Source organism: Streptomyces sp. NPDC032721, assembly GCF_055579625.1.
Window position 1 is genome coordinate 1,026,514 of record NZ_JBVIMX010000001.1, and the last position, 17,982, is coordinate 1,044,495.

Below are 17,982 nucleotides of genomic sequence, written 5' to 3' on the forward strand. Positions count from 1 at the left end.
ATGGAACAGGAGCTCCCCGTCACGGTGGTGCAGGACCACTCGTGCGGATTCACGGACCCCCCTGCACGGCCCGTCGGCGACCGCGACCTGCGGATCATCCTGCGCCACTCGGCACCCGACCGGCTGAACGTCATCGTCTGCGCGTCGTGGATCCATGACGGGAACCCCTGGACCGACGCCCCGCTGGAGGCCACTCCGCAGAAGCTGCGCGGCAAGGCGGGCACGCTGCGCGCCGAGTGGAAGCGGCTGGTCGTCGACCACACCATCGACAGTCCGGACCAGGGGCGGATCGGCGACCACCCCCTGTCGGAGGAGTCCGACCTGACCCGCCACTGGGTACTCGTCGAGCCCCTCCTGAAGGACCTCGCGGAGGAGGGGTACGACGTTCTGGACGTCATGCTCGACGGAAGCGGCTCCGTGCTGGGCCGGCTCCGCGAGGTGGTCCTCGGGTATCTGGCCGACCACCAGGACCTGCGGATCAGCTTCGACACGGACCTCCCCATGCCCTGGCCCATGCTCGCCGTGGACCCGTCCCTCTTCGCCGACCCGTGGAGCGCCTTCCTCGGTCACCGCCACCAGGTCGAGCAGACCGCGCCCACCCGGTACTACGCGAAGCAGCTGGAGCGGGGACGGCGAAGGCGGCCGGTGACCAGCCTGAACACCGACGTCACCCTCGACGGGGTGGGCCGGGCGGCGGAGATACGCGAACTCCTCGCCCATCACTCGGTCCTGAAGGTCCGCACCAGGGCGACGGAGCTCCTGCAGTCGCTCAGCGAACCGGTCGTGCACGAGGACCTGATGTACTTCTGGTGCCACGGCAGGTTCCTGGAGGAGGGGAACCCGGACCGCCGCCTGGTCATCCAGCTGTCCGACGCGGGCCTGATCGACAGCGCCAAGCTGTACCGCCAGCGGCGCCACATGAAGGACACTCCCCAGCACTTCAGCCCGTTCGTCCTGCTCAACGCCTGCCACACCGGCCAGGATTCGGACGGCCCGCACGTCGAACACATCGGCGCCGCCCTGATAGACCTCGGTGCCTGCGGGGTGCTGGGCCCGCAGATCGAGATACCGGAGATCTTCGCCTCGGAGTACGCGCACTGCTTCATCGAGCGGTACCTGGAGGGCGACCGGACCGCCGGAGAGATCAGCCAGTCCCTGGTGAGGACCTTCGCCGAGAAGTTCCACAACCCGCTCGCCCTCACCTACTCCTTGCACGGCGGACTGCACAGCCGCCTCAAGCTCGACAAGGACGCGCCCGAATTCCCGTTCCTCCAGGAGGAGTTGACCGATTGACCAGCCACGCACCGCTGCACACCGTCCCGGAACCGTCGGTGATCGACCTGGACGAACAGGGCCGGCTGCGCACCCCGGAGGGCGCACCCGTCCCCGTGAGCCGCATCGCCGAGCACCTCGCCAAGCGGCTGCGGATCCCCGACTGGGCGACGGACATCCACGTGTACGTGCACGGCTGGCGGACACCGCCGCCGACCGCGACCCGTACGGCGGCCAGGCTGCTCGCCGAGTCCGTACGGCTGTGGACGGAGCACCCGGCCCGCTACCCGGGTCTGGCGAACGGCTACCGGCCGTGGACCGTCGTGGTGCGCTGGCCCTCCTCCAGCCGCCCCACCCTCGGGGGCTACCGGCTGATCCGGGACAGGGCGCACGCGATGAGTGCCGAGGGCGCGGGTCATGCCCCGTACGTCATCGGGCACTTGCTCGGCTATCTGGACGCGGAGCGGGCGAACCCGCGCGGCTCCGCCGTACTGGCCAACCGCAAGGGCACGTACCTCCATCTGGTCGGCCATTCCTTCGGCGGCCGCTTCCTCTGCGAGGCCGTGCAACGGGCGGCCGAGCGCCCTCCGGTGCTCAGCTGGAGCCAACCGCACGACCCCCGCCGCCCGTTCACGGTCGACAGCGCGCTCATCTTCCAGATGGCGGCCCCGCGCGACGCCCTGGCCCGCCACTTCACCACGCTCTTCCCCACCCCCGAACACCCCGGTGCGCCTCTCAGGGGCCCGCTGGTCCTGACCCACTCCCGCTGGGACCGGGCAACCGGTTTCTGGCACCTGCGCGCCGAGGGCGAACCCGGCATCGGCCACTCGGGAGCGGGCGCCGCCCCCGTGGCGCAGTTCTCGACGGGGCTGCTGGACACGGCGGCCACGTACCCCCAGCACGTACTGGACCACCGTGTCGTCAACATCAACGCGGACCACTACTACCGGGGCAGCCGCCGCACCCGTCTCGCTCCGGCGGGCGCCCACTCCGACTTCCTGCGCCCGGAGTCCGCCCACCTCCTGCTGACCCTGGCGGAGCGCTCCCGCTGACCACGGAGGACTCAGCGCACGGAGACTCAGAGCATGATGAGCAGCCGGGTCTTCGGCTTGAGCTTCCGGTTCACCGAGCGGCTCTGCACGTACACCTCCAGCTTGGGGTTGTTGCCCGCCTTCACGGAGACGGTCCCCTGGATTCCCGTACCGAACAGGAGGCTGCGCGCGGCGTCCCCGGTGTAAGCGCGGTCGGTGTCCTTCTCGACCACGATGACCTCCTTGTTCGCCTGAACCTGGGCGCGGGCGCCCAACTGGTAGTAGCAGGCGCCGCGTTGGTACGAAACGCCCGGGTGCGAGTCGACGAAGGGCCGGATCTCGGACTCCTTGTCGACCTTCAGCAGCCGGTACTTGTCGGCCGGAATCGGTTCGAGGTTCGCCCGTACCTCGTCGACGGAGATGTCCTGCCCGACGGCGAACAGGTTCTTCGTGCCCCGCACTCCCTGCTCACGGCCGCGCAGGAAGCTGGTGGCGGCGGCGCGCACGGTGCCGATCGCCTCCTCGACGCCCTCCTGGGAATCCGCGTCCCAGATGGCGATGTTGCCGGCCTGGAAGCCGTAGTTCTGGGCAGTGCGCTTGGCCAGGGAGTTCGGTACGAGGATCGCGGAGGTCCAGTGCGCGGGGAGCCCGCCCATCTTCGCCGCGATCCGGTCGAGCCAGGGGCCGAGGATCTTCATGTCCCCGTCGTGCCGCCGGTCGCCGCCGGAGGCGTTCTCCTCGCCGTCCGTCACCACGATCTGGAGGAAGCTGTGCTCGCCGTACTCCTCCCAGATGTGCCCGAGGTCGTCCAGCGACTTCAGCGAGGCCTCGATGAGCGCCGTGGCCCCGTTGTTGACCTTGTACAGCCCGCGCATGGACGGCAGGTGCTTCACGTCCATGTCCCAGACCAGGTTCTCCACCTGGTGGTCGAAGGAGTAGAGACTGATCCGGGTCTCGTGCCCGAGGCTGTCCGACTCGGCCTTCAGTCCCGCCACGAACTCGTCTACCACACGGATGAGTTGGCTCTGGTGCGGACGCATGGAACCCGAACAGTCCACTACCAGCGCGACGTGATTCACCTTGTGCTGGATCTTGTTTGCGGACACGCGTGTGCTCCTTCTACGAGGCTCCCCAAGTGACGTTTTCACTCTAGGTCGAGCCACTGACAACGACCCTGACCTGCGGTTCCATCGACCGCACGGCGGTGGCGCCGCCGCTGGGAAAGACCGTGGCGCGCTCGCGGACAGAAGCCCCCGCCGACTGCACGCGAACCATGGAGGGGACCGCCGTCGGATTCACGCCAAATTCGGCCCGTCCGGGGCTGCTTCTCATGGGTTCTCTTTGCCATTCGTTGACAGTCGGTCCGCCCTTCTCCTAAATTCGCCGAACGGGCCACGGAGCAATCCATTCATTACCGGCCCGGCACGAGTGTCCCTTCCGCACTATCACTGGAGGACTCGATGGAGCAGCTCATCAAGAAGATGGCGCAGGACAACGTCTGGCAGAATTGGGTCGCCGCCAACTCGGCCCAGCAGGCGGCGAAGAGCGGCTGCATCAGCGCCGCACCCAAGAGCGGTTGCATCAGCGCGACGCCGAAATCCGGCTGTATCTCCTGATCTCCTGACGGGCCATAGCCCGCGCTGGCCGGACGTCCGGGAACAATTACGTGAGAGCTTCCTCATCCTCTCGCAGTACGTTCCCGGACGCTCCGGCCCCGCCTCCCCGCATGACCCATATTTCTTCAGCTATGCGCATCATGAGAAGGAATTAATGAAGGGCCAGCCGACCGCCGAGGTCATCGACCATATCCGCGACATTCCGATCTATCAGGAGTCCCTGGCGAAGGGCCACTTCCCTCTGCTGGACAAGCCGGAGATCGCGCGCGGCTTCCCCGACAACTGGATGACCCCCCGGCTGGCGGCGGCGCTGGAATCGGGCGAGGCGGAATACGTGCTGTCCACCGGCACCAACCACGCCAGGATGCAGATCATCCGGCCGCCGTACTTCCTGCTGCGCTCCTACTACGAGTTGTGGCGGACCCACCCCGACATCGCCGGGACCTGGGAGTCGGGCTGCAACCGCGTCTCCCTCACCACGGTGCTCGCGACGGAACACGTGGCACGGGTCAACGCCGCCCGTCGCGGCGTCGAGCCCGCCCCCGTACCCACCCTGGACGACCGCCGGCTCGACGAACGCACCTGCTACCTGAACCTCACCCTGGACCCGGCACATTGGGACCGCGAGGAGGTACTGCGCATGCTCGGCGAGATCGACCGGGTGCGCGGCGGACACCCGGAGGGCTCGTACCATCTCGACTGCTCCGGCTACCACTTGGCGCATCTGGTGCAGAAGGCGAAGGACTGGGACCTGTGGGACGCCTTCCCGCCCCCCGCCAGCATCATTCACGCCTACGAGTACACGCCGGTGAACGTACGGCGCTTCCTGGCCCGCCACTTCGACTGTCCCGTCATCGACCTGTTCGGCAGTACGGAGCTGGGCTATCTCTACTTCAGCGACCGCGACGGCGCGTACCACCCGCACCTCGACGGGATGAGCGTCGAACTCCACCCGGTGGCCCCCGGAAGCACGATCCACCAGCTCGTCGTCACCAGCGTGCGCAACCCCTACATGCCCCTGGTCCGCTACCGGTCGGGCGACTGCGTACGCACCCTGAACGGCACACCGGACCCGGACGCGATCACCCAATTCTGCGGCAGGGAGAAGGAGTTGCTGAGCACACCCGCCGGCCCCGTGGCCCAGGGCGACCTCGACCGGCGGATCGGCGACGCCTCCTCCGGGATCTTCCTCCACCGTCTGCACCTCGACGGCGACGCGGAGGCCACCCTGCGCTACACCACATTCACCGGCGCGCCGCTGGACCCCGCGGAGGAATCGGTACTACGGCAGAACACCGAAGAACTGACCGGCCGGCTCTGCAGGCTCGAACACCGCACCCACCTCCCCATCGGCCGCTCGGGAAAGTACGCCTGGCTCTCCACCGAAGCCCCCTGACCGCCCACGCAGGAACCGGAGCAGGATGACATGACCACCACCCCGAAGATCTCCCCCGACGACCTCAAACACCTCCTCGGGGAAGCACTGCACGCCGAGGTCGTACGGTATTCCCACGACCGGACACCCACCGCTTCAAGGGAGTTCGTGGAACGCCAGGTCACCGAATGCCTCCGCTACCTCTACCTCGTCTCCCGGCACCGGGATCAGCTCGGCGGCCTCTTCCTCCCGGTCGAGCAGGAGATCGACGAAATCTGGCACTACCTCATTCTGCAGACCCGCGAATACCGCGCACTGTGCGAAGAGCGCCTGCCCGGCCGGTTCTTCATCGAGCACCGCAGCATCGCGTACGAGGACTACCAGGAAGACCCGAGCCGCGAACAGGCACTGGAGGAGGCCCTGCGCTGGATCCCCCTCTACTGCCAGGAATTCGGCCCGTTCGACGAGGACGCACTCCCCCACTGGACCATCGTGCGCTTCCTCCACGAACACATGGGAGTTTCCCTTGAGGACATCGCAGACCTGAAGCTCGTAGCCTCGGTGTGAGCAAAACCCGCCCTCCGGAAAACTGCTCGTGGGACCTTTCTGGTGGGACCTTTCTCGTGGGACCTTTCCTGAACGCGGCGCGTCAGGTGCGGGTTTCCGCGAGCGCTCGCCAGATCTCCGTGGCCAGGTCGAGGATGCCGCGTTCCTGCGCCTCCACCGCCAGCTCCGTGAGACGCGTCTGATTCCACGTGCCGGACCGCTTGCCGCGGATCTGCTCGCGGATCAGTTCCAGGCGTACCCGGTCACGGAAGGTGAACTGGTCGCGCCCTTCCCAGGCAGCCTCGCAGTACGTGGCCGCGTCGTCGATCTCGCCGGATCCGTAGGCGAGTTGCGCGCGCAGGAAGCCGTACTCCCGCTGGTGGAGGTCGCTGCCCACGAGGTCGAGAGCCGGGCGCACGTCGGTGAGGTACTGCTCCGCGTGCGTCAGGTCCTGGGGCGCGGCCCGCAGTGCCAGCGCGGCGGCGGCGAGCCGCAGGCGCATCCAGAGCAGCAGGTCCTCGCGACTGTCCAGGGCCTCCATCGCCTCTCGCATGAGCAGGGACGAGCGTTCCGTCATGCCCTTGCGGCTGGCCAGTGTCGCCGCGGTCCACAGGCCTTCGGCCACCAGCGGGCCTCGGCGCCCGTCGAGATCCTGGCGGATCTCCTCGGACAGCCGGACGGCCTCCGCCAGGTCGCCGAGCTCGGCGGTGGCCGAACTGAGCAGCAGCTTGCAGCGAATGACGTCGGGGCCGGTCAGGGCTGACGTGCGGCCGAGCTCCAGCCCGTCCCTCGCCACGTCGCGCGCCTCGGCCAAGTCGCCCTGGCTGCGCAGGTTGCGCGCGAGGCGGAGCCGGGAGTGCACCTGCAGCGCCGCGTGGCCCAGCTCGTCGCTGAGCGCCACCAGTGATTCCAGGTGTGACCGCTCGGCGTCCCGGTCGCCCTCATTGGCGAGCAGAGCGGCCAGTTGGGAATGCCCTTGCCACCGCAGCCCCGGATCCGCGTTCGGGGATGCGGTCAGCGCGGCCGTCAACTGCGCGCGCAGCTCGGGATCAGGGCCCGTGGAGACCTGTGCCGTGGCCAGGACGTCCACCAGACCGGCAGGCTTGTTGACCCCGAACGCCTCGATGGGCACCTTCAGCCGTTCGGCCAGGATCGCCACGGCCCGCTCGGTCGGCGGACGCCTCCCGGACTCCAGCCGGGACAGGTACGCGGCAGACATGCCGGGACCCGCCAGCTCGGACTGGGCCTTTCCCTGCTGTCGCCGCAACTGTCGTAGTCGGCGGCCAAACATCGGCTGTTCGAGCATGCTCCCCGTCCTAGGCGCGTACGTCACTCCTTACGTGAACACATTGTCAAGCCAATGCCAATCCAGTCAAAATGAGTTTCGCATGGCGGGATCGCACCCCCTCGCCTACGGCCACTCGATGTTCTGGTTGGGGTAGCTGTCCGCCTGGGACGCGGTGATTTCCACTGCGTCGACCGGGTTCGGGGCGACGGAGGCCAGGAGCGCGAGTGCGGCGCAGCTACCGGCCGCGAGCAGCGAGATTCGAGTCCAGATCTTCACGTGTGTGCTCCTTGCGTGTGGAGCGGAGCCGCCGGTGCGGCGCCGCGATGTGGTGAACGCCGCCGTACCGCGATGCGGCCGGCGGGGCGTGACTGAAGGTAGGCCACAGCAACCGTCTTGGCAATCCATTGACAAGAGTTGTCAATGGATCTAGTTTTTCGGCAAGCCACCGAAGGGCTGCCCCTATCTGCCAGGGCCAGTCGGCCCTCCGGTCACCCTGTTCTCGCCAGAGGTGCCAATCGTCGGACGAGGCACCACGCGTCGGAATCGCTCCGAAGCGATCGCCCCCAACGCCCTCCGTAGTGCGCCCACCGGCGTGCCACGCGTGGCACGCCGGAGAACACCCACCTGAGAGAGGTGCACCATCTTGCCTACCGATTCGGCCGTCCTGGTCCTGGGAAAGGGCTACCGGGCATACCGCGGATACAGCATCGAGGAGTTGCACGACGCGAACTTCGACGTGTGGCTCTGCGACGACGACCCCCTGGACCCGGAGGAGAAGAGGCTCGTCAGCAGAATCGTCTCGGTCGACTTCTCCGCCGACCCGGTGGCAGAGGCGCGGCGGATAGCCTCCGAGGTCGAAGGCGTTTCCTTCCTCCAGGGCATCTGTTACATCGAAACCCTGCTCGCCTGGGCCGCCGATTTCTTCCGCGAGCTGTCCGTATCGTTCATCGATCCCGGCCTGATCAACGGAGTGCGCAGCAAGTACGCGATCCGTCGGCAATTCAGCGACGCGGGTCTCCACACACCCTGGAATCTGCTCGGGACCCCTGAGGAACTCATGGAGCAGGACGTCGCCTTCCCGGCGATCGTCAAGCCCGAGGAAGGTTATTCCAGCATCGGGGTCGAACGGATCGAAGACGCCGCGGGGCTCCGCACGTACTTTGCCCGCTCGAACAACGTGAACGCGAGCACCTACATTCTCGAAGGGGTGGTGCAGGGGCGGGAATACAGCATCGAGGGCTATGTCCGCGACGGCCGCGCGACGGCGTCCGGGCTCACCTTCAAGTTCAAGACCCGCCCGCCCTTCTTCGAAGAGCTGGGGCACTACTGCTCACGGCGGTCCGGCCTTCCGGTCGCGTACCAGCAGCTTTTCGACACCGCGGCCACGGCGACCGGGATCGATTCCGCCCCGCTCCACCTGGAGTTCATGGACGACAACGGAATCCTGACACCGATCGAGATCGGGGCCCGGCTGGCCGGCGACAAGATTCCCTATCTCCATCGGCGCATGTCGGGAAGGAGCACTCTGCTTGAATTTCTCGGCCGCACCGTCGACTATCCGACGACGGAGCAGAGCGGGATCGGAATCGTCTTCTTCGTGCCCACGGGGGCGGGGGTGGTGCGCGAGGACTTCTCTCCAGCCGCTGTCGAGGCGGCACTCGGTGAGGGTTTCGTCGAGTGCTCGGCCGGCAAGCGGGTCCTGACGGCGCCGGACGACTTCTTCGTCAGGCTGGGTTTCGCCGTCGTTCCGGCGGAGACCATCGAGGACTTCACGGCAGCGGCCAACCGCACGGTGGAGTACTTCGAGAACGCCTCGGGTGTCGCGTTGCACCGGCTCACGCCGCCCACCGGCTCCGAGGCTCCGCCCGTCAACACCGAGGCGGCGCGGGACGGGCGCAACCCGTGAACCAGGAGGTGCACATACCTGGTTCCGTCGGAGGAATGGTCCGCAGAGTGCTGCCCCTCGGGCTGCCTCTGGCCATCGGGTACGTGGCTCAGCTGGCCATCTCCTTCACCGACGCGGCCCTCGTCGCACGGATCGGCCCCGATGAGCTGGCGGGCGTCACGCTCGCCCTGAGCGTCTTCAGCATGACGATGCTCCTCGGCCTCGGTGTGGTGACGGCCGTGACCGCGAAACTGGCCTCCAGCTACCGCGCGGGAGATACGGGCAGCCTGCGCACCTGGTACGCGCAGGGCTCGTGGATGGCGGTGCTCACCGGCATCGTCGGTGTCGCCGTACTCCTCAACACCCGCTCCCTCCTGGAACTGATCGGGCAGGACGGAACAGCGGCCCGGATCGCCCAGGACTACAACACCGGCGCCGCCCTGGGCCTGCCGTTCTTCCTGCTCTACGTCAACACCCGCTCGCTGCTCACCGGAGTCGGCAGGCCGAAGCCGGCCACCTGGGTCATGCTGTGGGCCGTCCCGGTCAATCTGGCACTCGGATACGCGATGACCTTCGGCCTGGGCCCCGTGCCCGCCTGGGGTGTCTTCGGTGCGGGTCTGGCCAGCAGTCTCGTCCGCGTGTTCATCGTGGTGACCATCACGGTGATGCTGTTCCGGGGCTCGTTCACGGACCTCGCCCTGCGGAAGACGCGCTGGGCACCGAGTCCCGCGATGCTGCTCGACCTGCTCCGTGTCGGTTCCTGGATCGGTGTACGGGTGCTGCTCGGCGAGGGATTCCTGCCGGTGCTCGCCTTCTTCGTGGCGCGCTTCGGCACGGACGCGACAGCGGTCCACGCCATCGGGCTGCGGCTGGAAACGCTGATCGTGGTCTTCGCACTGGGATTCTCGGGCGCTGCGACAACAGTCGCCGCATGGGCCCGGGAGGATCACGACTGGCGTGCGCTGCGCGCCCTGCGGTCGGCGCTGATGCTGATCGGACTCGTCTATTCCGTCGGCGTCTCCGTCCTGATATTCGCGTCCGCGGATTTCCTCTCACACACGGTCTTCGGGATCGAAGACGCCGACGCGGACACGATGCTGCGAAAGCTGCTCTTCTTCGTGACCACCTATTTCGTCATCGACACGCTCATGACCATGTCGATGGGCTATCTGGTGGGGCTTCAGGACACACGTCTTCCCACCATCGTCGTGGGCGTTTGCTACTGGGGCGTCGGCCTCGGCTCGGGCCTCGCCCTGGGCGAATTCACTTCACTGGGTTTCTACGGCCTGTGGCTCGGCATGATCATCGGCGTCTGTGGCGTATCGGTATTCAGTTTCGCCAGGACCGAACAGCACATCAGGCGAATCAAAAACAACGTCAAGGCGGTTTCCTTGCAATGAAAGAAACAGAACCCGGCATCCGCGATGTCGAGAGCGAGGCGGTACGGGACAGCCTGATGTCCCCGTACGTCCTTCGCAGCGACCGTCTCGTGCCAGAGACCCCTCAGTCGCAACTGCGGCTCAGGCGGAAGTGGGAACAGGACAAGCACCGGCTCCGAGAGCGGGTCGCACTGGATCCGCAGCAACGCGACGCCTGGCAGCTCGAACGGGTCCGCTCGCTGGTGGACGCGGCGTACGCCGCGGTCCCCTTCTACCGCGAGCTCTACTCAGGAGTGGGGTTCGAGCCGGGTGACCTCGTCACCTGGTCCGACTTCGAACAACTGCCCGTCGTCAACAAGAAGATGTTCGTCGAGGCCGGCGTCGGCGCGCAGATAGCGCAGAACTCCGGTACGCGGACGCTGCACTCCGCCCGCACCTCCGGGTCGAGCGGACTGAACCTGACGATCTATCAGGACAATGCCAGCGTCGACTACCGGACGATGCTGTACATGCGGCACTGCGAATTGATGCTCGGCCGCGCACTGGTACCGGACGACTGGCGGTACGCGGTCTACTTCGTGGCCGAACGGTTCACGTCGCTGTCGGGGGCGTACCCCTTCGTCTCCGTCTCGCTGGACAGCCCCACCGACCTTCTCGTCAAGCATCTCGCCCAGCTACGGCCTTCGCTGTTGCTGGCACTCCCCTCCTACCTGCAGCGGCTGGCGGAGGAGAACGTCGACCTCGGCGCCCTCGGCATCGAAGCCGTGGGCACCAACTCGGAGCGCAGCACTCGTGAAGAGCGCGTGAAGTACTCCCAGGTCTTCGGCGTCCCCGTGCTCGACGAGTACTCCTCCGAGGAGCTGTCCCTCATCGCGCACGAGTGCCGGGAGCGGCGCTACCACCTGGTCGAGGACAGCGCCTACTTCGAGGTCGCCGGGACCGACGAGGCAGGATTCGGACGGCTGGTCGGCACCTCCTTCGGCAATGGGTGCATGCCGTTCATCCGGTACGACCAGGGCGACATCGTCCGTCTTGCGACGGCGGACGCCGGCTGCGCGTGCGGATCGGGTTTCCGGACGATCTCCGACTTCCGCGGACGCGAGGACGAGAGCCTGCGGGACGGCCCTCACCACGCGGTGTCCGCCGACGCCGTGCTGGCCCTCTGCGACCGGACGCTGGTCTCCGAGAAGTCGAACGTCCTCCAGTACCAGATCGTCCAGGTCGCACCGGACCGCATCGAGCTGCGGCTGCAACTGCTGAATCCGGCGAGGGGCCACGCGGGCAACGCACTCGTCGACGAGTTCACCGGGGGGCTGGCCGCCCTCTTCCGGAACGTGGACATGCACGTGGCCGTACGGGAGGTCGAAACCTTCGGCACCTTCGTCTCCGGCAAGCGGCGCCTCATCTTCGCCGAAGGCGCATGGGCCGGGTCCGCTCCCGGGGCACCGGGCGGGATCGGATGAGGAAACTCCTGATCACGGCGGACAACCACCTGCTGCGTGTGCCGTTCCGCATCGCCGGCGAAGAACACCACGACGTCACCACAGTGACGGTGTCGATCGGCGAGGGTGCGGCGGTGGGGCGGGGCGAGTGCAACCCGTACTCCGTGTCCGGCTGGACCAAGGACAGGGTGCTCGACGACCTCGAACGGCAGCGGTCGCTGATCGAAGCGGGACTCGACCGCTTCGCCCTGCTCGATGCCATGCAGCCCGGGCCCGCGCGGAACGCCGTGGACTGCGCCCTCATCGACCTGGAGTGCAAGCAACAGGGCGTGTCCGCAGGCACGTTGCTCCGCATCGACGCGGCTCCCACCGTCGAGTCCGCCCAGACGGTCGGCATCGGGACGGGCGAGGAGGGCGGGCAGTCGTTCTCCGAGATCGCCGGCCATCCCTGCGTCAAACTCAAGATCGACCGGGCCACCGGTCTCGATGTCCTGGACCGGATGAGGTCCGTCGCGCCGGACGCGGAAGTGATCGTGGACGCGAACGGCAGCCTGACCTCGCAGGACCTCGACCGGTGGCTGCCCGCCCTGTCCCGGCACGGAGTCGGCGTCCTCGAACAGCCCATGCCGCGCGGCGGGGACGACGCCCTCGCGTCCTTGCCGGAGCGCGCTTCGGGCGTACGCCTCTGCGCGGACGAGAGCTTCCGTCACCTGGGCGAACTCGCGGCCTGCGCACGGCTCTACGACATGGTCAACATCAAGCTCGACAAATGCGGAGGGCTCACGGCGGCCCTGCAGATCTGCGCGGTGGCGGACGCTCTCGAACTGCCCACCATGGTCGGCTGCATGATGGGCACCTCCCTGTCCGCGGCGCCTGCCTGGTGGCTCGCCCACCGCACCCGCATCGCCGACATCGACGGCCCGACGCTGCTGCGCGAGGACATCGCGCACGCCATGACCTGGGACCGCGGAGCCGTGTCACGGCCCGCCGGCGACCTCTGGGGCTGACCCCGGACCTCTGGGGCTGACCCCGCCGGACCCCCGGGCCTGACTCCGGACCCCCGGGCCTGGCTCCGGACCTCCGGCGCGCGGCCCCGGCAGAACCAGCGCCTTCTCGGGCGCCGATCACCACCCCCACACCCACGCCCAGACCCACACCACCGTCACCGAACGGGCGCTCGCGCGCGCCCTCATGCCCTGCACCGCGCGACCCCACATCCGTACACCGAAGGAGCAAAACCCATGAAGACACTGACGGACTACGAGCAGATCGGCTTCCTCACCGAAGCCAACCTCGCGGACGGCCACGCGTACCACGGACTGACCGCCGGACAGGAGGGGATCGTCGACCGGCTCGACGACCTGTGGCGCAAGTCGGAGGCCGAGTCGATCCCCGAGTCCGAGCGCCGCTACGTAGAGCGGTTCTCGTCGCTCATCGGCTCCAGCGGAGTGCTCGACGCCGCACGGCACATGATCCTGCCCACCGCCTCCAACTCGATCGACCTGGTCGCCGCGTACCTGAAGCTGACCCGCAAGCGCGTGCTGCTGACCCACCCGACGTTCGACAACCTCGCGCTGATCCTCCAGCGCCGGGGCATCGCTCCGCAGCCCATAGCCGAGTCGGAGATCACGGACCCGGAGCGGCTGGCGGCCAGGCTCGCGGACACCGACGTGCTGTTCCTGGTGAACCCCAACAACCCGACGGGCACCAATCTGACGAAGGACGAGTTCACCGCCGTGGTGAGTTCCTGCGCGGAGCGGGGCGTCACCGTCATCATCGACGCGAGTTTCCGGCTGTTCTATCCCCAGACCTTCGACTCCTACCGCGTACTGCAGGACCTCGGCGCCTCGTACATCGTCTTCGAGGACACCGGGAAGGTGTTCCCCACGCAGGACATGAAGGCCAGCCTGATGGCCTGCTCGGACGACCACAGCGCGCTGCTGCACGAGATCTACAACGAGATCTACCTCTGCGTCTCCAAGTTCACCCTGAAGGTCATCGGCGACTTCTTCGACCAGGCGCGCGTCACCGGGCTCGACGAGACCGTGCACGCCGTGGTCGCCGAACGCCGGGCGTATCTGCGCCGGGCGCTGGGCGAATCGCTCGTCCAGCCCGTGGCGCTGTCCAGCCGGATCAGTGTCGAGTGGCTGTCCACCGTGCCGGTGGGCCGCACCGACCACGAGGCTCTTGAGGAGCTGCGCGCGCTCGGCGTGGGTGTCCTGCCCGGTCGCGGGTTCTTCTGGCACAGCCCGGACGCCGAGGCCAGCATCCGCAACATCCGGGTGAGCCTGATGAAGCCGCGCGGAGAGTTCGAACGCGGCGTGGCGATCCTCGCCGGCTACTTCGCCAAGGCGGTGCGCTGATGAAGGTCGTCGTCTCGGGCCGGTCCGTACCGGAGAAGCTGGCGGACTACTGCACGCAGCAGGGCATCACCGTCGACCACATCGACGCGCTCCCCACCGAGGACGAGCTGCTCAAGCGCGTCTCCGATGCCGACCACTACCTCCTGGGCGGCGACGAGCGGCTCTCCCGTACGGTCCTGGAAGCCGCACCGCACCTCAGGTGCGTCTCCTTCATGGGCACGGGCGCCGGCTCCTTCGTCGACCTCGACGCGGCACGCGAGCGCGGGGTGGCCGTCCTGACCACACCGGGTGTCAACGGTGTCGCGGTGGCGGAGTTCGCCCTGGGGCAGGCCGTGGGAGTCATGCGCAGGCAGTTCCCCGATCTCTGCGACCGTGGACTCCCCGCACGTACGTCCACCGAGCTGACCGGTGCCACCGTGGGCATCCTCGGCCTCGGGGCGTCGGGGACGGCGCTCGCCGAGAAGCTCGTCCGCGGCTTCTCCTGTGACGTCCTGTACCACTCCCGTACGCGTAAACCGCAGGCGGAGCAGGATCTCGGGCTGACGTACGTCGACGTCGCCGAGCTCTTCGCCCGGAGCACGACCGTGTTCGTCTGCTGCGCGCTGACGGACGAGACCACGGGGCTCGTCGACGGCGCGCTCCTCGCCGCGGGGCCCGCCCCGCGCTACCTCGTGAGCACGGCGGACCCCAGGGTGATCGACCCCGAGGCGCTGCGCCACGCCCTGGAGACGGGGGCACTCACCGCGGCCGCCCTGGACGGCTACTACGAGGAGCCCGTACCGAGCGTGCCGGACGACATCCGCGGTCTGCTCCGGTTCCACGGCGGCTCGCTGTTCGTCACGAGCCACATCGCCGCGTCCTCGGCGAAGTCCTGGGCCCGTATGGAGAGCGCGGCGGTGGACAACCTGCTCGACGTGATCCGGGGCACGGTCCGGGAGGACGCCGCATGACCGGGTCCAAGGAACAGGAACTCGCCGAGCAGCTGCGCTCCTTCGCCGCCGAAGGCAGCCTCGTCCTGCCCTCCTCACCCGAGTACGACGAGGCGCGGCTCGTGTACAACCGCATGCACGACGACCGGCCCGCGGCCCTCCTGAGGACCCTGGACGAGGCGGTGCTGCACAAGGCCGTCACGGTCGCGGCCGGTCTCGGCATTCCTGTCGCGGTGCGGGGCGGCGGTCATCACATCGGCGGCTTCTCCACCGTCGACGGCGGCCTGGTGCTCGACTTCTCCGTCTTCAGGGACGTGGCTCTCGACCAGGGGACGGACATCGTCACGGTCCGCCCCGGCGCCCGGCTCGGCGACATCGACACGTACCTCGCGCAGTACGGCCGGTGCCTGCCCGCCGGCACCGTGAGCGACACCGGGATCACCGGGCTCACATTGGGCGGCGGCATCGGCTGGCTCGTGGCGAGCCACGGGCTGACCTGCGACTACCTGCTGGGCGCCCGGATTCTGCTGGCGGACGGACGGGTCCTGGACGTCTCGCGGGAACGGCACGGCGACCTCTTCTTCGCGCTGCGCGGCGGTGGTGTCGGGGCGTTCGGGATCATCCTGGAGCTGCGGTACCGGTCGGTTCCGCTGCCGCGCCTCACGGCGGGATCCGTACGCTTCCCCCTGGACCGGGCCGCCGAGGTGCTGCGCCGGCTACAGGGGCTGCTCACCCGGAGCAACCCCGTCGCGGTCACCCTGGCCCCGGCCCTGGTCCACGCCGGCGGAGTGCCCGAGCTGTCCGTGGACCTGTGCTGCACGGAAGGCGGGGAGGACGAACTCTCCCGGATCCGCGACGAGATCGGCGGTGACTGGTCGGACGTCGTCGAGCGTGACTACCCGCAGTGGCAGTCCCACTTCGACCCGGCGTTCCTGCCGCCGCTGCGCGGCTACTGGAAGTCCGTCCACTTCGAACACTTCGAGGTCGACCCCGAGCTGCTGGTCGACGCCCTGCGCGACGCGCCGAGCGCCAAGTGCTCCGCCCTGATCGAGTACTTCAACCCCAGCACCCTGCGCCGGCACGCCGACGGTTCGGCCTATCCCCTGCGCAACTCCCACATGGGGGTGCTCCTGTCGGCGAGGTGGCCGGATCACGACGGTGACGAGGCACATGTCGAGTGGGCCAGGAAGTGGTCCGGAGTCCTGCGTGCGCAGGGCGGGGCGAAGTCGTACTCGAACTACTCCGCGGCCTCGGAGCCCGGGATGCGCAAGACGTACACGGACGGGGCCGTCGCGGACACGGTACGGCGCCTGGGCTCCGCCTACGATCCCGGCCGGCTCTTCGCCCGCGGGCACCGGGCGGCACTCGTGTCGGACGCCAGGGGGTAGGCATGCGCATCGACAGCGACGTCCTGCTCCGGCGGGCCACGCGTACGTGTCCGAGCACCTTCGCGCTCATCGACGACGGCACCCAGCCACTGGCGGACTACGCCCGACGGGTCTACTCGGGCGGCACACAGCCCTCCAACCCGCTTTCCACGCAGGCCCTGTCCCTGTTCCGGCAAGCGGTGGGCAGGACGGCTGTCGAACACGGTGCACCGGCTCCGACCGCCTGGCCCCCCGTGATCCAGACGGGACCGCACCACCGATTCGCGCTCGACGACGACTACTTGTCGACCCTGGCCTTCTCCCTCCTGGGAAACGTGGCCGTGGGCAGTCCGCTGAACGTCATGTTCAACTGCGCCACGGTCACGCTGGAGGAGCGCGCCCGGCGCGGGCCCGCCTGGCTGCGCATCGACGGGGAGCCCACGCGCGCGTTCGAGGTCTCCCGCAGCAAGCTCTCCAAGAAGAGCGTGCTCACTTTCGACGAACCGGTGCTCCTGCACCGCGAGTTCACCGAGAGACTGGCGCTCCTGTCCCGTACGACAGGACTCCCCCTCGACGTCGGTGAGGAGGCAGGGGTACGCCGTACCCCACGCGACCACATCAGCGCCTTCAACCGGCAGCTGTTCGACCGCTTCCACCGCTCCTACGGGGTACGCACCATCGCCGTCGACGAGCGGTTCTTCACCGGCCTCCTGATCGACACCCTCACCTCGGACTCACTTCTCGCCCGGCTCTTCGAAGACGGACGAATCAACCAACTGATCGACAAACTCCGAGCGTTGGATCACACCCCGATACGACGCTTCGTCCCCAACGCCACCGACCTGTTCTGGCTGAACATCGACGGAAGGGTACGTCCGCTGCGACTGGAGGAAGGCCGCTTGCAGTCGACCCGCCACGGCGCGTCCGTCCCCCTCGACCGCCCCTCGGTCATCGAGGCACTGCGCAGCGGTCTCCTCGTCCCCAACCTGTTCCTGGTGTTCTGCCTGTCCTCGCTCATCCCGCTGGTCCGCGCGGTCGGAGGTTCGTACCAGGCCGTCTACCACGAGGCGTTCAAAGACACCCTCCTGTCCGTCCTGGACGCGTCGCGGGAGGACGAGTGGCTCTACCGGCACGAATCGAGACAGGAAGCGCTGGTCGCCTGGGGACACAACACGATCGCCCACAACACCGTCGGCCAACTCGCCCCAGCACCCGGAGGCCAGGGACTCCGCTTCACCGCGGAACTGGGACACCGCCCCCTGTCGGACGTCAGCGACCAACTGGCCGCATTCGCCTGCGACGAGTTCTGGGCGGAGCTGTGCGCGTCGGGTCTGGAGAACGACCACGTCGAAAGCGCGCACTGAGCACTGCGGGAGAGCCCCGGCGGCTCCTTGCCCGGGGGCCAAATGCTCCACCGCCCGGAACCCGCCGGGCGGTGCATGCGGCCGTCCCGGTGGCTCAAGGCGCGGCAGCTCAGGCGCCCTTCGCG

Annotated in this window: 16 protein-coding genes; 13 read left to right on the plus strand and 3 right to left on the minus strand. The window is 68.1% G+C overall.

Annotated elements, in window-relative coordinates; genetic code table 11:
• Together ACZ5PB_RS04315 and ACZ5PB_RS04320 are read left to right on the plus strand one after the other, a co-directional pair.
• Complete coding sequence (locus ACZ5PB_RS04315) at positions 1-1,293, plus strand: CHAT domain-containing protein (RefSeq protein ID WP_468687634.1); 1,293 nt, start codon at positions 1-3, stop codon at positions 1,291-1,293.
• A complete protein-coding gene (locus tag ACZ5PB_RS04320) occupies positions 1,290-2,324 on the plus strand; it encodes a hypothetical protein (RefSeq protein WP_468687636.1) in 1,035 nt (344 codons plus the stop codon). The genes ACZ5PB_RS04315 and ACZ5PB_RS04320 overlap by 4 nt, the downstream gene beginning before the upstream one ends.
• A gap of 26 nt (positions 2,325-2,350) precedes the next feature.
• On the opposite strand, the gene ACZ5PB_RS04325 is transcribed toward ACZ5PB_RS04320, so the two are convergent.
• A complete protein-coding gene (locus tag ACZ5PB_RS04325) occupies positions 2,351-3,409 on the minus strand; it encodes a vWA domain-containing protein (RefSeq protein WP_468687637.1) in 1,059 nt (352 codons plus the stop codon).
• Between the two features lie 354 nt (positions 3,410-3,763).
• On the opposite strand from ACZ5PB_RS04325, the gene ACZ5PB_RS04330 reads away from it, so the two are divergent.
• The 3 genes from ACZ5PB_RS04330 to ACZ5PB_RS04340 all read left to right on the plus strand — a co-directional run bounded on the left by ACZ5PB_RS04330 (position 3,764) and on the right by ACZ5PB_RS04340 (position 5,861).
• Positions 3,764-3,919, plus strand: a complete 156-nt coding sequence (locus tag ACZ5PB_RS04330; RefSeq protein ID WP_468687638.1) for a hypothetical protein — start codon at positions 3,764-3,766, stop codon at positions 3,917-3,919.
• A 154-nt stretch (positions 3,920-4,073) separates the two neighbouring features.
• Positions 4,074-5,315, plus strand: a complete 1,242-nt coding sequence (locus ACZ5PB_RS04335; RefSeq protein ID WP_468687639.1) for a hypothetical protein — start codon at positions 4,074-4,076, stop codon at positions 5,313-5,315.
• Positions 5,316-5,345: 30 nt separating this feature from the next.
• Entirely contained in the window at positions 5,346-5,861 is a 516-nt protein-coding gene (locus ACZ5PB_RS04340) for a glycine-rich domain-containing protein (protein WP_468687641.1), read from the plus strand.
• Between the two features lie 82 nt (positions 5,862-5,943).
• On the opposite strand, the gene ACZ5PB_RS04345 is transcribed toward ACZ5PB_RS04340, so the two are convergent.
• Both ACZ5PB_RS04345 and ACZ5PB_RS04350 read right to left on the minus strand, forming a co-directional pair.
• The gene (locus ACZ5PB_RS04345) at positions 5,944-7,146 is read right to left on the minus strand and encodes a helix-turn-helix domain-containing protein (protein ID WP_468687642.1); all 1,203 of its coding nucleotides are present in this window, start codon (positions 7,144-7,146) and stop codon (positions 5,944-5,946) included.
• A gap of 105 nt (positions 7,147-7,251) precedes the next feature.
• Positions 7,252-7,404, minus strand: coding sequence for a hypothetical protein (locus ACZ5PB_RS04350; protein WP_468687644.1), 153 nt, complete (start codon positions 7,402-7,404; stop codon positions 7,252-7,254).
• Positions 7,405-7,771: 367 nt separating this feature from the next.
• On the opposite strand from ACZ5PB_RS04350, the gene ACZ5PB_RS04355 reads away from it, so the two are divergent.
• The 8 genes from ACZ5PB_RS04355 to ACZ5PB_RS04390 all read left to right on the plus strand — a co-directional run bounded on the left by ACZ5PB_RS04355 (position 7,772) and on the right by ACZ5PB_RS04390 (position 17,857).
• Positions 7,772-9,034 carry an ATP-grasp domain-containing protein gene (locus ACZ5PB_RS04355; protein WP_468687645.1) on the plus strand — a complete coding sequence of 421 codons (1,263 nt, stop codon included), beginning with the start codon at positions 7,772-7,774 and terminating at the stop codon, positions 9,032-9,034.
• Positions 9,035-9,069: 35 nt separating this feature from the next.
• Entirely contained in the window at positions 9,070-10,413 is a 1,344-nt protein-coding gene (locus ACZ5PB_RS04360; RefSeq protein ID WP_468687646.1) for an MATE family efflux transporter, read from the plus strand.
• On the plus strand, positions 10,410-11,855 hold the full coding sequence (locus tag ACZ5PB_RS04365; protein WP_468687647.1) for a phenylacetate--CoA ligase family protein: 1,446 nt from the start codon (positions 10,410-10,412) through the stop codon (positions 11,853-11,855). The genes ACZ5PB_RS04360 and ACZ5PB_RS04365 overlap by 4 nt, the downstream gene beginning before the upstream one ends.
• Positions 11,852-12,841 carry a dipeptide epimerase gene (locus ACZ5PB_RS04370; protein WP_468687649.1) on the plus strand — a complete coding sequence of 330 codons (990 nt, stop codon included), beginning with the start codon at positions 11,852-11,854 and terminating at the stop codon, positions 12,839-12,841. The genes ACZ5PB_RS04365 and ACZ5PB_RS04370 overlap by 4 nt, the downstream gene beginning before the upstream one ends.
• Before the next feature lie 234 nt (positions 12,842-13,075).
• On the plus strand, positions 13,076-14,197 hold the full coding sequence (locus ACZ5PB_RS04375; RefSeq protein WP_468687651.1) for a pyridoxal phosphate-dependent aminotransferase: 1,122 nt from the start codon (positions 13,076-13,078) through the stop codon (positions 14,195-14,197).
• On the plus strand, positions 14,197-15,147 hold the full coding sequence (locus tag ACZ5PB_RS04380) for a D-isomer specific 2-hydroxyacid dehydrogenase family protein (protein WP_468687654.1): 951 nt from the start codon (positions 14,197-14,199) through the stop codon (positions 15,145-15,147). The genes ACZ5PB_RS04375 and ACZ5PB_RS04380 overlap by 1 nt, the downstream gene beginning before the upstream one ends.
• Positions 15,144-16,514 carry an FAD-binding oxidoreductase gene (locus ACZ5PB_RS04385; RefSeq protein ID WP_468687655.1) on the plus strand — a complete coding sequence of 457 codons (1,371 nt, stop codon included), beginning with the start codon at positions 15,144-15,146 and terminating at the stop codon, positions 16,512-16,514. The genes ACZ5PB_RS04380 and ACZ5PB_RS04385 overlap by 4 nt, the downstream gene beginning before the upstream one ends.
• 2 nt (positions 16,515-16,516) lie before the next feature.
• Positions 16,517-17,857, plus strand: a complete 1,341-nt coding sequence (locus ACZ5PB_RS04390) for a hypothetical protein (RefSeq protein ID WP_468687657.1) — start codon at positions 16,517-16,519, stop codon at positions 17,855-17,857.
• Positions 17,858-17,982 lie beyond the last annotated feature (125 nt).

Bases quoted from the DNA above. Each gene is read 5' to 3' on its own strand.
- ACZ5PB_RS04315 (WP_468687634.1), top strand. From the start codon at position 1: ATGGAACAGGAGCTCCCCGTCACGGTGGTGCAGGACCACTCGTGCGGA.
- ACZ5PB_RS04330 (WP_468687638.1), top strand. From the start codon at position 3,764: ATGGAGCAGCTCATCAAGAAGATGGCGCAGGACAACGTCTGGCAGAAT.
- ACZ5PB_RS04335 (WP_468687639.1), top strand. From the start codon at position 4,074: ATGAAGGGCCAGCCGACCGCCGAGGTCATCGACCATATCCGCGACATT.
- ACZ5PB_RS04340 (WP_468687641.1), top strand. From the start codon at position 5,346: ATGACCACCACCCCGAAGATCTCCCCCGACGACCTCAAACACCTCCTC.
- ACZ5PB_RS04345 (WP_468687642.1), bottom strand. From the start codon at position 7,146: ATGCTCGAACAGCCGATGTTTGGCCGCCGACTACGACAGTTGCGGCGA.
- ACZ5PB_RS04360 (WP_468687646.1), top strand. From the start codon at position 9,070: ATGGTCCGCAGAGTGCTGCCCCTCGGGCTGCCTCTGGCCATCGGGTAC.
- ACZ5PB_RS04365 (WP_468687647.1), top strand. From the start codon at position 10,410: ATGAAAGAAACAGAACCCGGCATCCGCGATGTCGAGAGCGAGGCGGTA.
- ACZ5PB_RS04370 (WP_468687649.1), top strand. From the start codon at position 11,852: ATGAGGAAACTCCTGATCACGGCGGACAACCACCTGCTGCGTGTGCCG.
- ACZ5PB_RS04375 (WP_468687651.1), top strand. From the start codon at position 13,076: ATGAAGACACTGACGGACTACGAGCAGATCGGCTTCCTCACCGAAGCC.
- ACZ5PB_RS04380 (WP_468687654.1), top strand. From the start codon at position 14,197: ATGAAGGTCGTCGTCTCGGGCCGGTCCGTACCGGAGAAGCTGGCGGAC.
- ACZ5PB_RS04385 (WP_468687655.1), top strand. From the start codon at position 15,144: ATGACCGGGTCCAAGGAACAGGAACTCGCCGAGCAGCTGCGCTCCTTC.
- ACZ5PB_RS04390 (WP_468687657.1), top strand. From the start codon at position 16,517: ATGCGCATCGACAGCGACGTCCTGCTCCGGCGGGCCACGCGTACGTGT.